This is a genomic window from Kitasatospora sp. NPDC002040, from assembly GCF_040296785.1.
Classification (GTDB): Bacteria; Actinomycetota; Actinomycetes; order Streptomycetales; family Streptomycetaceae; genus Kitasatospora.
In genome coordinates this window covers 919523-932737 of sequence record NZ_JBEOXV010000002.1, presented here as the reverse complement: position 1 = coordinate 932737, position 13215 = coordinate 919523, and the positions used below count along the sequence as shown (strand labels likewise).

Annotated in this window: 14 protein-coding genes; 10 read left to right on the top strand and 4 right to left on the bottom strand. The window is 74.5% G+C overall.

Annotation, left to right across the window (positions count from 1 at the left end; translation table 11 throughout):
- Positions 1-110: 110 nt before the first annotated feature.
- A complete protein-coding gene (locus ABT118_RS09470) occupies positions 111-1586 on the bottom strand; it encodes an FAD-binding oxidoreductase (protein ID WP_350646153.1) in 1476 nt (491 codons plus the stop codon).
- Positions 1587-1831: 245 nt separating this feature from the next.
- Between ABT118_RS09470 and ABT118_RS09465 the strand changes: the two genes are divergently transcribed.
- Entirely contained in the window at positions 1832-2467 is a 636-nt protein-coding gene (locus ABT118_RS09465) for a cysteine peptidase family C39 domain-containing protein (protein WP_350646152.1), read from the top strand.
- Positions 2468-2500: 33 nt separating this feature from the next.
- Here ABT118_RS09465 and ABT118_RS09460 read toward each other — a convergent pair whose 3' ends face one another.
- Complete coding sequence (locus ABT118_RS09460) at positions 2501-4135, bottom strand: high frequency lysogenization protein HflD (protein WP_350646151.1); 1635 nt, start codon at positions 4133-4135, stop codon at positions 2501-2503.
- Between the two features lie 276 nt (positions 4136-4411).
- Between ABT118_RS09460 and ABT118_RS09455 the strand changes: the two genes are divergently transcribed.
- The 6 genes from ABT118_RS09455 to ABT118_RS09430 all read left to right on the top strand — a co-directional run bounded on the left by ABT118_RS09455 (position 4412) and on the right by ABT118_RS09430 (position 8014).
- The gene (locus tag ABT118_RS09455; RefSeq protein ID WP_350646150.1) at positions 4412-4678 is read left to right on the top strand and encodes a hypothetical protein; all 267 of its coding nucleotides are present in this window, start codon (positions 4412-4414) and stop codon (positions 4676-4678) included.
- Positions 4642-5019: a DUF4331 family protein gene (locus ABT118_RS09450; RefSeq protein WP_350646493.1), complete on the top strand. Its 378-nt coding sequence runs from the start codon at positions 4642-4644 to the stop codon at positions 5017-5019. The genes ABT118_RS09455 and ABT118_RS09450 overlap by 37 nt, the downstream gene beginning before the upstream one ends.
- Positions 5020-5105: 86 nt before the next feature.
- Positions 5106-5636, top strand: a complete 531-nt coding sequence (locus ABT118_RS09445; RefSeq protein ID WP_350646149.1) for a tetratricopeptide repeat protein — start codon at positions 5106-5108, stop codon at positions 5634-5636.
- 181 nt (positions 5637-5817) lie between these two features.
- On the top strand, positions 5818-6612 hold the full coding sequence (locus ABT118_RS09440) for a ferritin-like domain-containing protein (protein WP_350646148.1): 795 nt from the start codon (positions 5818-5820) through the stop codon (positions 6610-6612).
- Positions 6609-7442 carry a ferritin-like domain-containing protein gene (locus ABT118_RS09435; protein WP_350646147.1) on the top strand — a complete coding sequence of 278 codons (834 nt, stop codon included), beginning with the start codon at positions 6609-6611 and terminating at the stop codon, positions 7440-7442. The genes ABT118_RS09440 and ABT118_RS09435 overlap by 4 nt, the downstream gene beginning before the upstream one ends.
- 83 nt (positions 7443-7525) lie before the next feature.
- Entirely contained in the window at positions 7526-8014 is a 489-nt protein-coding gene (locus tag ABT118_RS09430; RefSeq protein ID WP_350646146.1) for a cupredoxin domain-containing protein, read from the top strand.
- A gap of 36 nt (positions 8015-8050) precedes the next feature.
- Here ABT118_RS09430 and ABT118_RS09425 read toward each other — a convergent pair whose 3' ends face one another.
- Entirely contained in the window at positions 8051-8563 is a 513-nt protein-coding gene (locus tag ABT118_RS09425; RefSeq protein WP_350646145.1) for a GNAT family N-acetyltransferase, read from the bottom strand.
- Positions 8564-8747: 184 nt separating this feature from the next.
- Between ABT118_RS09425 and ABT118_RS09420 the strand changes: the two genes are divergently transcribed.
- Positions 8748-10283, top strand: coding sequence for an ATP-dependent DNA ligase (locus ABT118_RS09420; RefSeq protein WP_350646144.1), 1536 nt, complete (start codon positions 8748-8750; stop codon positions 10281-10283).
- Between the two features lie 19 nt (positions 10284-10302).
- On the opposite strand, the gene ABT118_RS09415 is transcribed toward ABT118_RS09420, so the two are convergent.
- Entirely contained in the window at positions 10303-11157 is an 855-nt protein-coding gene (locus ABT118_RS09415) for an SCO6745 family protein (protein WP_350646143.1), read from the bottom strand.
- 167 nt (positions 11158-11324) lie between these two features.
- Here ABT118_RS09415 and rpe point away from each other — a divergent pair, with 167 nt between their 5' ends.
- Both rpe and ABT118_RS09405 read left to right on the top strand, forming a co-directional pair.
- Positions 11325-12008, top strand: coding sequence for a ribulose-phosphate 3-epimerase (gene rpe / locus ABT118_RS09410; RefSeq protein WP_350646142.1), 684 nt, complete (start codon positions 11325-11327; stop codon positions 12006-12008).
- A gap of 110 nt (positions 12009-12118) precedes the next feature.
- Complete coding sequence (locus ABT118_RS09405; RefSeq protein WP_350646141.1) at positions 12119-13078, top strand: pirin family protein; 960 nt, start codon at positions 12119-12121, stop codon at positions 13076-13078.
- Positions 13079-13215 lie beyond the last annotated feature (137 nt).

Sequence of the window (13215 nt, the reverse complement as noted above, 5' to 3'; positions counted from 1 at the left end):
CATGCTGGTGGTCCCGACGTCCCGACCGGAAGAGGCACCGGCCCCGGCTCGGCTACCGGGCCGGTGGTTGCGGGGCCTGCGGTCAGGGCTTGCGGTTACAGAGCCTGCGGTTACAGGGCCTGCGGGAAGTCGAAGACCCGGTCGGGGTCGTAGGCGGCCTTGGCCCGCTCCAGCCGGGGGAGGTTGGCGCCGTAGTAGGCGGTGCGCCAGTCGGCGAGGTGCGGGTCGCGGTAGTTCTGGTAGGCGTGGCCGCCGGAGTGCGGGGCCATGGTGCGGTGGGCGTCGGCCACCCAGCGGGTGCCCGGGTCCGGGTCCCGGTCGGCGGGCCAGCCCGCGAAGTACTGGGCCAGCAGGACCGAGCCCCGGTGGACGAAGGCGGTGGCGTCGGCGGGCACCCGGTTGACCGCGCCGCCCAGGGCGACGAACGAGAGCACGCCCTCGACCCGGCTGCGCTGCTCGGCGAAGCCGAACAGGTCGTCCAGGGCCGCCCCGGAGAGGAACCCGTCGAAGAAGTGCGAGCCCGCCGCAAACGCCTGACTCCCCTCCCGCAGACAGGAGTTGACGTCGTCGCAGCCCGCGTAGGCGAGCATCGAGGCCAGGAACGGGCGGGTGGTGACCTGCTCGGAGGTGGTCCGGCCGGTGGCGGCGAGCAGCGGGGCGACCAGGGCGCGCAGCTCGTCCGCGTCGCCGAGCAGCACGCCGCCCGCGTCGACCGAGGCGCCGTCCGGGCGGGACCAGACGTGGAAGTCGGACCAGAGCCGGTCCGGGGCCGTGAACGCCCAGCGCTGCCACTGGTCCAGCGCCCGGCCGGCGTCCGGCCAGTCCCAGGAGTACTGGAAGATCGTGCAGTCCGCCGCCGGGTGGGTCCGGACCCGGAGCGAGGTGACCACGCCGAAGTTGCCGTTGCCCGCGCCGCGCAGGGCCCAGAACAGCTCCGGCTCCCGCTCGGCGTCGCAGCGCACCACCCGGCCGTCGGCCAGCACCACCTCGGCGCCGACGATGCTGTCGCAGGTCAGCCCGTACGCCCGGCTGGTGACGCCGTGTCCGCCGCCGAGGGCGAGCCCGGCCAGGCCGACGGTCGGGCAGGTCCCGGCAGGGATGGTCACGCCGTGCCGGGCCAGCTCGGCGTAGACCCGCATCAGCGGTGCGCCGGGGCCCAGTTCGGCCTGGTCGCCCTCGACCTGGACGTGGTCCAGGCCGGCCAGGTCCAGCACCAGCGGGGTGTCGCTGGACCAGCCCGCGTAGCAGTGGCCGCCGCTGCGCACCGCGAACCGGATGCCGTAGCGGCGGGCGAACCGCACGCACTCGGCCACGTCGGCGGTGCCGGCGCAGTGCGCGATCGCCTCGGGCCTGGCCGCCGGGGCGTACAGCAGGTTGCGCGGCAGCCGGGCGCTCTCGTACTCGGCCGAGCCCGGGCGCAGCAGCCGCCCGGTCAGGCCCGCCGCCAGGCCGGGCCAGTCCGGACCGCCGGTGCGGGGCCGGGTCGCCGCCTGGGCCTGTGCGTTGGTAGGAAGCGGGGTGAGAGCGGCCCCGGCGCCGAGGGCCAGCAGGGTACGACGGCCCAGCCGGCCGTCCGGATCGGTCATCTGTCCAGGCTAGCGCGGGCGGTCCTTCGTGGACAGAAGACTCGCGTGGGGATCTGATCCAGCATCAACTCCCGTGGTTCGAACCGGCCCTGGGGCCGGTGCGGTACGACGATCTGTCCGGGGGTGAGTGCCGGTGGTTCGTCTGTTCCGGAGCGGACCTCCGCCGCGCCCGGCCCGGCCCGGCCCGGGCGGATTCGGCCGTTCGGCGGGCGGCGCCGGAGGCCGGAGTGGGTGAGGATGATCAGATGAAGCCGATCATGCATCAGGTCCCGTACCACGCACAGTGGGAGTCACCCGAGCTGGTGCCCGGGATCCTGGCCGGGACGTCGCTGGCGGTGGACGATCCGCTCTGGGCGCTGTCCGGTGCGGCGGACCAGGAGGAGTACGAGTACTGGTCCTGGCGGCTGTGCGGGGTGGCCTGCCTGCGGATGGCGCTGGACTACTGGTGGGGCGTCAGCCCGCCGTCCGTCCGGCTGGCGGAGGAGTGCCTGGAGGCGGGTGCCTACGTCCGCCACCCGGACGGCCGATTGGACGGGTTGATCCACGCGCCGTTCGCCGCCTATGCCGAGCGCCGCTGGGGCCTGTCGGCGGAAGCGGTCTCCCCGCTGCCGACCGAGCGGATCAGGGCGGAGCTGGCGGCGGACCGGCTGGTGATGCTCTCGGTGCACCCCTCGATCAGGAACCTCGACCCCGACCCGCCGCGCCCGGGCGGTCACCTGGTGCTGGCGGTCGGGGCGACCGACGAGGAGCTGGTGATCCACAACCCGTCCGGCTTCCCGGACGGCTCGCAGAGCTTCGCGCCGGTGCCCTGGTCGGCCCTGCCGCGCTACTACGCCGATCGCGGCGTCGTGCTCGGCGGGCCGGGGCAGCCGGCGCGCTGACCCGAGCGGGGGCCACGCGCCGGACGCGCAGGCTCACAGGGCGGTGGGAAGGCTGCGGAGGACCAGCCCCAGACCCACCGTCAGCACCAGCAGGGCGGTGAGCAGGCCGGTCCGGGGCGCGGCCCGGCGCAGCCGTCCCAGCAGGGTGCCGTCGGCCGCCGCGGCGATCCGCTCACCCGCCCGGACGAAGAGCAGTCCGACGGCGGTGAGGGTGGCGGCCATGCCCAGGCCGTACGCCAGCACCAGGGCGACGCCGAAGAACGTCCGGCCGAGGGCGACGGCCCCCAGCAGGACGACCAGGGCGGAGGGGCTGGGCACCAGGCCGCCGGCGATGCCCAGGCCGATCAGGCCGCGACGGCCGAGGGGCTCGGCGGCGCCGGAGTGGTGGTGGTGATGGTGGCCGAACAGCCCGTGCCGGTGGGTGTGTTCCTCGGGGGCGTGCACCGGTGACTCCAGCAGAGCGACGGCGTGCTCGTGGCCCGTGGCGGAGCGGAGGCCGGGTGCTGCCTCGTGCGGGTGCGGGTGCGAGTGGTCGTCGTGGTCATGGCCGTGGTCGTGTGGGTGGTCGTGGTCGTGCGGGTGGTGGTGCGGTTCCGGGGCGACCGGCCGGGAGCGGCGGGTGTCGCGCAGCAGCATCGCCCCGACGCCCGCCACCAGCAGGCCGCTGACCACCCCGAGCCGGCCGAGCAGCACGTCCCCGGCCAGTGAGGAGGACGCGGTCAACAGCAGCCCCAGCACCAGCACCCCGGCGGTGTGGGTGAAGGTGACGGTGGCTCCGACGGTGACGGCGTCCCGGACCCGCCCGCGCCGGCCGGCCAGGTAGGCGCCCATGGCCGCCTTGCCGTGCCCGGGGAGCAGTGCGTGGCCCGCGCCCAGGACGGTGGCGAGCAGCACGGCCAGCAGGCCGACCGGCAGGGTGAGCCGGTGGGCCGTGCCGAGCTCGGCCAGGCGGCGGTCCAGCCGGGCGAGCCAGGCACTCGGCCCCTGGGCCGCCGGGCCCGCGACCGCGTCGGCCCCGACCGTCCCGCTGCCGGGTGACACGGTGAACCCGGCCGCCGTGACACCGCTCGGCGAGTCCAGCAACTCCTGCGGGTAGTGCCGGAGTTCGGCCGAGCCTGACACCTCGGGCACGTCGCTGGAGTCCAACCGTACGCCCACCCCGCGGGCGGTGATCTCGTTCCAGCCGACCCGGGTGGGGTCGACACCGCTGCGGACCCGGAGCCGGGTACCGGTCGCGGCCGGTTCGAGCGGGGCGTCCAGCGTGCAGTCCAGCCGTCCGGCGGGCAGGCCGGCGGCGCCGTCGGTGTACCCGTAGCCCGCCGTCCGCACCCGCCAGTCGAGCCGTGCGGCGGCCGTCCCGGCCAGCACCTCAAGCCGGGCTGCCGTCTCGGCGCACTGCCCGGCGGCCCAGGCGGCGCGCTCCTCCGGGTCCGCCGTGCCGTCGGAGTTCCGGTCCACCCGGGCCTGCTCCTGGAGGGTGGGGATCTCGGCCCGGTCGGTGACGGCCAGCACCTCGATCCGGTCCGGGTGGACGGTGAAGCCGAGGTAGTGGTTGACCGAGAAGTTGCCCAGCGGGTGGGCGGCGGCCGGGGGCGCCGCACCCGCCAGCAGCCAGAGCGCGGCACCGAGGGTGCCGCCGGCCCTGACGAGGAATCGGGAAGGGGTCATGCGCTGCCTCCGGGGCGGGGGAGAGGAAGGGCCGAGCAGGCGATCGCGAGGGCGGATCGGTGATCCGGCGGACCGGCGGGTGGCCGTCGAACCGGCACTATGCCGCACCCCGCAGCACCGCCCGGGCCTCGCCGGGCCGGTGCTGCGGCCGGGCGGGTGATCGCACTGGACCGAGCGGGTGACCCCACCAGTCCGGCCTGCCGGAGGAACCGAACATCCCGTGCGGATCAGGCGACAGTGCCTGCGGCGGATGCCCCGCCGAAACACAACGGGCCGGTGAACAACCTCACCGACCCGACCCTGCGGTTCCGCCGGTACTGCACGCTGCAGGAGCTGCGCCCGGACTGCGAACCGGTCACCCTGGTCGAGCACGGGACCGCCGCGCCCTACCGCACCGGCCCGGCCTCGATGCCCGACCACGGGAAGCTGCGCGACCAGGCCACGGTCCAACTGCCGGGCGGAGGACGGACGGTGGCCCCCAGGCGGCCGACCCGTTCTTCGTCGACCTGCGGGTCTTCGACCTGCTCTACGGCGGCAACCTGAGTGAGACCGGCCAGAACACGCCGGCCGGGTACAACGTCAACTCCCTCTCCATCCAAGTCCCGAAGAGTCGGCTCGCGTTCAAGGGCGACGCCATCCGCAACCCGGTGATCGGGGTCTGGAGCACCACCGCCAAGCAGACCATGAAGCTGACCCCCGGCGGCCGGGGACGGCCGCGTTCACCCGGGCCGCCTACGAGCTGGAGCAGCACGGCCAGACCGACCGGGCCCGGCAGGCGCTCCGGCAGGCCCTGGCGGGCGCCGGCAACGACGCCGACCGGGCCTTCTGCCTGCACCAGCTGGCCGAACTGGACCAGAACTCCGGCCGCCCGGAAGCCGCCCTGACCGGCTATCAGCAGGCACTGGCGGCCGATCCCGGGTACACCCCCGCGCTGGCCGGGCGGGCCAGAGCCGAGGCCGCGCTCGGGGACGTGCCGGGGGCGCTGCGCGACTACGCGACCGCCGCCGGGCGGGTGCCGCTGCCGCAGTACCTGCTCGAACTCGGCGAACTGCACGAGTCCTTGGGGAACACCGGGCAGGCCGGGGAGCAGTACCGGCTGCTCGCCGCCGAGCACCGGCTGGCGGCCGCGGCCGGTGTGGTCGACGACCTCGCGCTGGGGGAGTACCAGGCCGACCACGGCGACCCGGCGGTGGCGGTGCGACTGCTGCGCGGGGAGTGGGAGCGCCGCCGGAGCGTCCTGGTGGCCGACGCCCTCGGCTGGGCCCTGCACCGGAACGGGGAGGACCGGGAGGCGCTCGGTCTGGCCGAGCAGGCCCGGCGGACCGGGTGGCCGAACGCCCGGTTCCGCTACCACCAGGGCGAGATCGAACGCGCGCTCGGGCTGCGGGACGCGGCCCGCGAGCACCTGGCCGAGGCACTGCGGATCGACCCGCACTTCTCCCCGCTGCACGCGCCGCGGGCCCGCGCGGCCCTGGACGCCCTGGCGGATCCGCCCAGGTGACGGCTGGTCAGGGTGGTGTTCGGTCCGGTCCTCGTCCGGCCCTGCCGACTGGGCGGTTCGAGTGCACCGCGTCACCCGTAGGAGTGAATGCGGCCCGGCGCACCAATCCGGTGCCGGGGTCGGCCCGAATGCTCTCCGCGTGGGCCCGGGACAGTTCGGGCCCCAGAACCCGAGACGGGGCATGATGGGCGCACAGCACATCGACACCCGGCTGCTCGAAGAACTCACCGAGCAGTCACAGGACTTGAACAGCGACGCCGTGAAGATCACCCGCAGCGCGCTGACCGACTTCACCGCCGGTGCCGAGCCGGCGCAGGCCGGCTGGTGGCGCCGTGGCGGTGCCGTGGCGGGCCTGGCGGGGGCGTTCGCGCTGTTCGGCGCCGGCCGGGCGTTCGCCGCGACCGCGACGGCGGACGACATCATGGCGCTGCAGACCGCCGCCTCGCTGGAGAACCTGGCGATCAGCGTCTACCAGACCGCTGCCACGCTGCCGTTCATCAAGGACGGCAACAAGACGGTGGCGGCCTTCATCGCGAAGACCACCGAGCAGCACCAGGCGCACGCCAAGGCCTTCAACGCGGCCGCCACCCAGGCCGGGGGCAAGGCACAGACCGGTCCGGACCCGAAGTACAAGGCGGTGGTCGACCAGGCCCTGCCGACCATCAAGGGCCCGGCCGACGTGGTGAAGCTGGCGATCACGCTGGAGGACGTCGCCGCCCAGACCTACACCAAGAACGTGGGCCAGGTGAGCAACGGCGACCTGCGCAAGCTGTTCGCCTCGGTCGCACCGGTGGAGGCCCAGCACCGGGCCACCCTGCTCGCCGTGCAGGCGCTGCTGGCGGGCAACGCCGCCGACCTGATCACCATCCCGGTCGACCCGGCCAAGCTGCCCGCCGCGGCCGGCAGCGTCGGGTTCCCGGACGCGTTCTACCCGATCAAGGACGCCTCGCCGATCACCGAAGGGGCCGTCAAGTGACCACGACCAAGGGTGGCTGGGACCTCCCGATCAGCGAGCGCGAACTCACCTCCCTGACCCGGGAGATGGAGCAGGCGCACCGTGAGACCCTGCCCTTGCTGCACGCCAGCGCGGTGGACCTGACGGACGAGATCCGCAGCCGCCGGGCCGCCGCCGATGGCGGGGCCGGGGCGTTCGACGCGGGCCGGCGCCGGTTCCTGTTCGGCACCGGTGGGGCGGCGGCCGCGCTGGTGCTGGCGGCCTGCTCCAGCAGCACGTCCGACTCGAAGAGCTCTGCGTCGCCGTCGGCCTCCGCAACGTCGGGTTCCGCGGCGGCTGCCGGCCAGTACACCGGTGACCTCAAGGTGGTCGCGCTGGCCACCGCGCTGGAGAACCAGGCGGTCGGCGCCTACCAGGCCGCCCTGGACGCCGCCACGGCGGGCAAGCTCGGCACCGTCCCGCCGGCGGTGGCGAACTTCATCACCACCGCGATGGCCCAGCACGCCGACCACGCGAAGGCGTGGAACGCGGTGCTGACCGGTGCGGGCAAGCCGGCCATCACCAACGTCCCGCTCTCCAACCAGGCCGAGGTCACGGCGGCGCTGGGGAAGGCGACCGACGTCGGTTCGGTGGCGAAGCTGGCGCTCCAGCTGGAGGACCAGGCGGCGCAGACCTACCTCTTCGCCACCTACAACGTCACCAGCCCGGCCGGGATCGCCACCGCCGCCACCATCGCGCCGGTCGAGGCGATGCACGCGGCGATCCTCAACTACGTGCTCGGCCAGTACCCCGTCCCGAACGACTTCCTCCCGGTCGACAAGGCCGCGAGCCCGAGTCTGCTGACGGTCTGACCGTGCCTCAGGGTGTGCGCCCGGGACGGCTCCCCACGGCCGCCCCGGGCGCACACCGCCCTCTTCCCAGCGAAGGAATCCTCGTGAACACTGCCCGGCTCCGTCCCGTCCTCGGCGCGCTCCTGCTGGTGCTGACCGCCGCCGGCTGCTCCAGCGGCTCCGGGGGCTCCGGGGGTGGCACGTCCACCGGCAGCCCGATGCCGTCGGCGAGCCCGTCCGCCGCTGTGAGCCCCAGCGCTTCCACGAGCGCCTCGCCGAGTGCGTCCGCGAGCGCGTCCGGGAGTGCGTCCGCGAGCTCGGCGGCGAGCTCCGCCGCGACGGCCGTGCGGGTCACGATCAAGGAGTTCACCTTCGGCCCGGACAAGTTCACCGTGAGCCCCGGCGCGACCGTCACCGTGGTCAACGAGGACTCCACCGCGCACACCCTGACCGCCACCGGCAGCGGCGGCTTCGACAGCGGGACGATCGGCGCGGGCAAGACCGCGACCTTCACCGCACCGACCGCGCCCGGCAGTTACCCCTTCATCTGCGAGCTGCACCAGTTCATGAAGGGCACGCTCACGGTGGCCTGACCGGTGCCGGCCCGACCGGTGCCGGGGCCGCCCCGGTCAGATGCCGAACGGGGCGGCGTAGCGCAGCAGGCCGCTGGGCAGCGGCCGGTTGGAGTCGAGGTCGAGCGCCATCATGGCCTCGTCCGGGACCTCCATGGGCGGCTTGATGCCGTGCAGGGAGGCCCGGGTGAAGCCGAACCGGCGGTAGTACTCCGGGTGGCCCAGCACCGTGACGGTGTGCTCGCCCCGGTCACGGGCGGCAGCCAGCGCGGCCCGGACGGCGGCGGCGCCCGCACCCGTCCGCTGGTGCTCGGGCAGCACCGCGACCGGGGCCAGGCAGAGCGCCGGGGTGTCGTCGATGTGACAGCGGGTCAGCAGCGCGTGCCCGACCACCGCGCCGTCCGGCGTCACGGCGACCAGCGAGAACCCGGGAATCCAGCTGGAGTCCGCCCGCAGCACCTCGACCAGATCGGCCTCCAGCGGGGTGTCGAAGGCGGCGAGGTTCACCGCGCGGATCGCCGGGACGTCGGCGGCGGTCTCGGGTCGGGTGGCCCAGCGGAGGGTGGACAACGGGAGACACCTCACGGGTCGGGGGTCGGGTGTTCAGGTACGTCGGGTGTTCAGGTACGAACGATTCCGACGCTAACACGGTGCGACCCGGCCGGGCCGGTCTGACGGAGCCTCAGGCCGGGCGGGCGGACCGGGAGCCGCCGCCGCATGATGGAGGGGTCCGCGTCCTGGAAGGAGCCCGTCCGTGCTGCTGGAGCGTCTGGCCCTGACCTCGCGGGCGGTGGCGGCCGAGCCGGCCCGGAACGCCAAGGTGGCCCTGATCGCCGGGTGCCTCACCGAGCTGGGCCCGGCCGAGATCCCGGCGGCGGTGGCCCTGCTGTCCGGGGAGGGGCGGCGGGCCGGGGTCGGCTGGGCGGGGCTGCGGGAGCTGCCGGAGCCGGCCGGGGCGGCCGGGCTGGGGGTGGCAGAGGCGGAGGAACTGCTGACCCGGCTGGGTGAGGTGCACGGCAAGGGGGCGCAGGCGGAGCGGAAGCGGCTGCTCGGCGAGCTGTTCGGGCGGGCCACGGCGGTGGAGCAGGACTTCCTCCGGGCCGTTCTGACCGGGGAGTTGCGGCAGGGGGCGCTGGACGCGCTGATGGGAGACGCGGTCGCCAAGGCGGCGGGTGTACCGGCGACGGCAGTGCGCCGGGCGCTGATGCTGCGCGGGTCGGCCCGGGCGGTGGCCGAGGCGGCACTGACCGGCGGGGCCCCGGCGCTGCGGGCGTTCGGGCTCGAACCGGGCCGACCCGTCCGGCCGATGCTGGCGGCCTCCGCGCCGGAGGTGGCGGCCGCGCTGGAGAAGGTGAGCCCGGCCGCGTTGGAGTGGAAGCTGGACGGCATCCGGGTCCAGGTGCACCGGGAGGGCGAGCAGGTCTCGGTCTTCACCCGCAGCCTGGACGAGATCACCGCCCGGGTGCCCGAGGTGGTGGAGGCCGCCCGGGCGCTGGCGGTGGAGCGCGCGGTGCTCGACGGCGAGGCGATCGCGCTCGGCCCGGACGGCCGACCGCGCCCGTTCCAGGTCACCGCCGCCCGGACCGCGTCCCGGCAGGACCCCGAGCGGCTGCGGGCCGAGACCCCGCTGAGCGTGTTCTTCTTCGATCTGCTGCACCGGGACGGCACCGATCTGATCGACCGTCCGGCCGCCGAACGGTGGCACGAGCTGGCGGCCGTGGTCCCGGCGGAGCTGCGGGTGCCGCAGCTGACCACCGATCAGGTGCCGGTGGCGGAGGCGTTCTTCGCGGACGCCCTCGCGCACGGCCACGAGGGCGTGGTGGCCAAGGACCCGGCCGCCCCGTACGCGGCCGGGCGGCGCGGGGCCGGCTGGATCAAGGTCAAGCCCCGGCACACCCTCGACCTGGTGGTGACCGCCGCCGAATGGGGCAGCGGCCGCCGCCAGGGCCGGTTGAGCAACCTGCACCTGGCCGCCCGGAACCAGGGCGAGCCCGGACTCGACCCCTGGGTGATGCTCGGCAAGACCTTCAAGGGCCTGACCGACGAGCTGCTCGCCTGGCAGACCGAGCAGCTGCTGGCCCGGGAGACCCACCGGGACGCGTACACCGTGTACGTCCGCCCGGAGCTGGTGGTGGAGATCGCCTTCGACGGGCTCCAGCGCAGCCCGCGCTACCCGGCCGGGCTGGCGCTGCGGTTCGCCCGGGTGCTGCGCTACCGCGAGGACAAGACGGCCGCCGAGGCGGACACCGTCGCCGCGGTGAGGGAGTTGGCGGACCCCGGCGGGCCGTGAGCGGGCTGAGGGCTGGGGTTCAGCTGCTGACCGGGAGCCCGATCGGGTTGAGGGTCGGGAGTTCGGCCCGGCAGGCGGTGGCGATCGGGGTGAGGGCGGCGGCCAGCTCGTCCAGTTCGGACCGGCGGAAGCCGGACCAGACCCGGGCGGCGGCGAGGTCGGTGACGGCCTCCAGGGCCTGGTGGCGGTGGCGGCCGTCGGCGGAGATGCTGCCGTCCTGGTTCAGCCAACCCCGGGTCACCAGACGGGCGGTGGAGGCGTCCCACTCCTCGTCCGTCCAGCCGCGGAACGGCTGCAGCTGCTCGCGCCGGGTGTCCAGCGCGCAGCGCAGCACCAGCGCCTCGCAGCCGGTCAGGCCCTCGGCGACGAGTGCGGCGACGTGCCCGTCGCCCCGGTGCTCGCGCAGCACGGTGGTCGCCTGCCAGAGGCGGGCGAGCGAGCCCTCGGGGCGGGGGAGGGCGAGGTTGGCGGCGGCCAGCACGCGCCCACAACAGTCCAGCCCGTCCACGGCGCGCTCCAGCAGCGTCACCGAACGGTCGATCAGATCGGGCTTGACGGTCTCCAGCACCCGTTCGAGGGTGGCGACGGCACCGGACAGCCGGGCCTCCAGCGCGGCCTCCGGGGTGGCCCGGGTCCAGACGTCCGGCAGGGCCCGCTCGACCATCTGCGGCGCGAAGTTGAAGAACGCGGCGATCACCGGGGCGGCGTCCACCGCCCCGAGCGGGGCCGAACGTCCGGCGAAGTACCCCCGCCAACTCCCGCGCAGCCCGGCCGCTTCGTACGCGGCGCGGCCCTCGGGGGCGAAGTAGGTCAGTGCGTGCACCGGCTCGAAGAGCCACCACAACGCGCGGGCGGGATGCACCATCTCGGCCATCTGGAACCTTTCCGGTCACTGGCAACGGCGCTCGTGACCCTAGCGCGCAACTGCTGTGACGCGGGTCACGAGGAGATCTCACCGCTCACTTCCCGCCACGGGCAGGAGAGATGATGTATCCGGACGGCCGCTCCAGCCGCCCGCACCGAGTGTGAAGGTTCCCTCAAATGGCGCAGATCAACCCCAGCATCCTGTCGGCCGACTTCGCCCGCCTGGCCGAGGAGGCGGAGGCCGTCCGCGGCGCGGACTGGCTGCACGTGGACGTGATGGACAACCACTTCGTCCCCAACCTCACGCTCGGCATCCCGGTGGTCGAATCGCTGGCCCGGGCCACCGCCACGCCGCTGGACTGCCACCTGATGATCGAGCAGCCGGACCGCTGGGCGCCGCAGTACGTGGAGGCCGGCGCCGGTTCGGTGACCTTCCACGCCGAGGCCGCCGCCGCCCCGGTCCGGCTCGCCCGGGAGATCCGGGCCAAGGGCGCCCGCGCCTCGATGGCGCTCCGCCCGGCCACCCCGATCGAGCAGTACGAGGACCTGCTGCCCGAGCTGGACATGGTCCTGATCATGACGGTCGAGCCCGGCTTCGGCGGCCAGGCCTTCCTGGACATCATGCTGCCCAAGATCCGCCGCACCCGGGAGCTGATCTCCAAGCACGGCCTCGACCTCTGGCTCCAGGTCGACGGCGGCGTCTCGGCGAGCACCATCGAGCGCTGCGCCGAGGCGGGCGCGGACGTCTTCGTGGCCGGCTCCGCGGTGTACGGCGCGGCCGATCCGGCGGAGGCGGTGCGGGCGCTGCGGGCGCAGGCGGACGCGGCGACGGCGGCTGCGCCGTGGGCCTGCGCGCACTGAGCGATTCGGCGGGGGCGGGGCCTTGGCTCCCGCCCCCTGCTTTGTCCTGCGGCCGATCTGACGCATGATCGGATCGTCAACGGTCCCCGTCCGGACGGAGCGCGTCAGCCATGAGCAACCTCGACCTCAAGCCCACCCCCAGCAGCTGCGGCGGGGAGGCCGACTCCGGTCCGGTGCAGGAGCTGCTGACCGGCCGTCAGGTCACGCTGGGCGAGTCCACCGAGGTGCGCCGCCTGCTGCCGAGCCTGGGGCGCCGGATGGTCGGGGCCTGGTGCTTCGTCGACCACTACGGTCCCGACGACATCGCCGACGAGCCCGGGATGCAGGTGCCGCCGCACCCGCACATGGGGCTGCAGACCGTCAGCTGGCTGCACGAGGGGTCCGTCCTACACCGCGACAGCCTCGGCAGCCTGCAGACTGTCCGCCCGCGCGAACTCGGCCTGATGACCTCCGGCCGGGCCATCTCCCACTCCGAGGAGTCCCCGCGCGACCACGCCCGCCTGCTGCACGGCGCCCAGCTCTGGGTCGCCCTCCCCGACAGCCACCGCCACACCGCGCCGGCCTTCGAGCACCACGCCGACCTCCCCACCGTCGACGCGGCCGGCCTGCACGCCACCGTCATCCTCGGCACCCTCGACGGCGCCACCTCCCCGGGCACCACGTACACCCCCCTGGTCGGCGCCGACCTGACGCTCCGTGAGGGCGCCTCGCACCGCCTCCCGCTGGAGCCCGGCTACGAGTACGCCGTCCTCGCCATGACCGGCAGCGTCGACGTGGACGGCGTCCGGGTCGAGCCCGGCTCGCTGCTCTACCTGGGCTGCGGGCGCCGCGAACTCCCGCTGCTGGCACGGACGGACAGCTCGGTGCTGCTGCTCGGCGGGGTGCCGTTCGAGGAGCGCCTGGTGATGTGGTGGAACTTCATCGGCCGATCCGGTGAGGAGATCGCCCAGGCGCGGGCGGACTGGACGGAAGGGTCGCGCTTCGGTGACGTGCACGGCTACGACGGTGCCCGGCTGGCCGCTCCGGCGCTGCCGCCGGTGCCGCTGAAGCCCCGCGGGAGGGTGCGCTGACCTGCGACTTTGCATCTCCCCTGCATGAGCTGATCCGATGCGTGCGGCACACGGCCATCGAGTGCGGACATCGCGTGCGTGGCGTGCTTAAAGCTCGTAACAGGATCTTGTGGGTGTGGGCTGGTGGGCCGTGTCCG

Bases quoted from the DNA above. Each gene is read 5' to 3' on its own strand.
- ABT118_RS09470 (WP_350646153.1), bottom strand. From the start codon at position 1,586: ATGACCGATCCGGACGGCCGGCTGGGCCGTCGTACCCTGCTGGCCCTC.
- ABT118_RS09465 (WP_350646152.1), top strand. From the start codon at position 1,832: ATGAAGCCGATCATGCATCAGGTCCCGTACCACGCACAGTGGGAGTCA.
- ABT118_RS09460 (WP_350646151.1), bottom strand. From the start codon at position 4,135: ATGACCCCTTCCCGATTCCTCGTCAGGGCCGGCGGCACCCTCGGTGCC.
- ABT118_RS09440 (WP_350646148.1), top strand. From the start codon at position 5,818: ATGATGGGCGCACAGCACATCGACACCCGGCTGCTCGAAGAACTCACC.
- ABT118_RS09415 (WP_350646143.1), bottom strand. From the start codon at position 11,157: ATGGCCGAGATGGTGCATCCCGCCCGCGCGTTGTGGTGGCTCTTCGAG.
- rpe (WP_350646142.1), top strand. From the start codon at position 11,325: ATGGCGCAGATCAACCCCAGCATCCTGTCGGCCGACTTCGCCCGCCTG.
- ABT118_RS09405 (WP_350646141.1), top strand. From the start codon at position 12,119: ATGAGCAACCTCGACCTCAAGCCCACCCCCAGCAGCTGCGGCGGGGAG.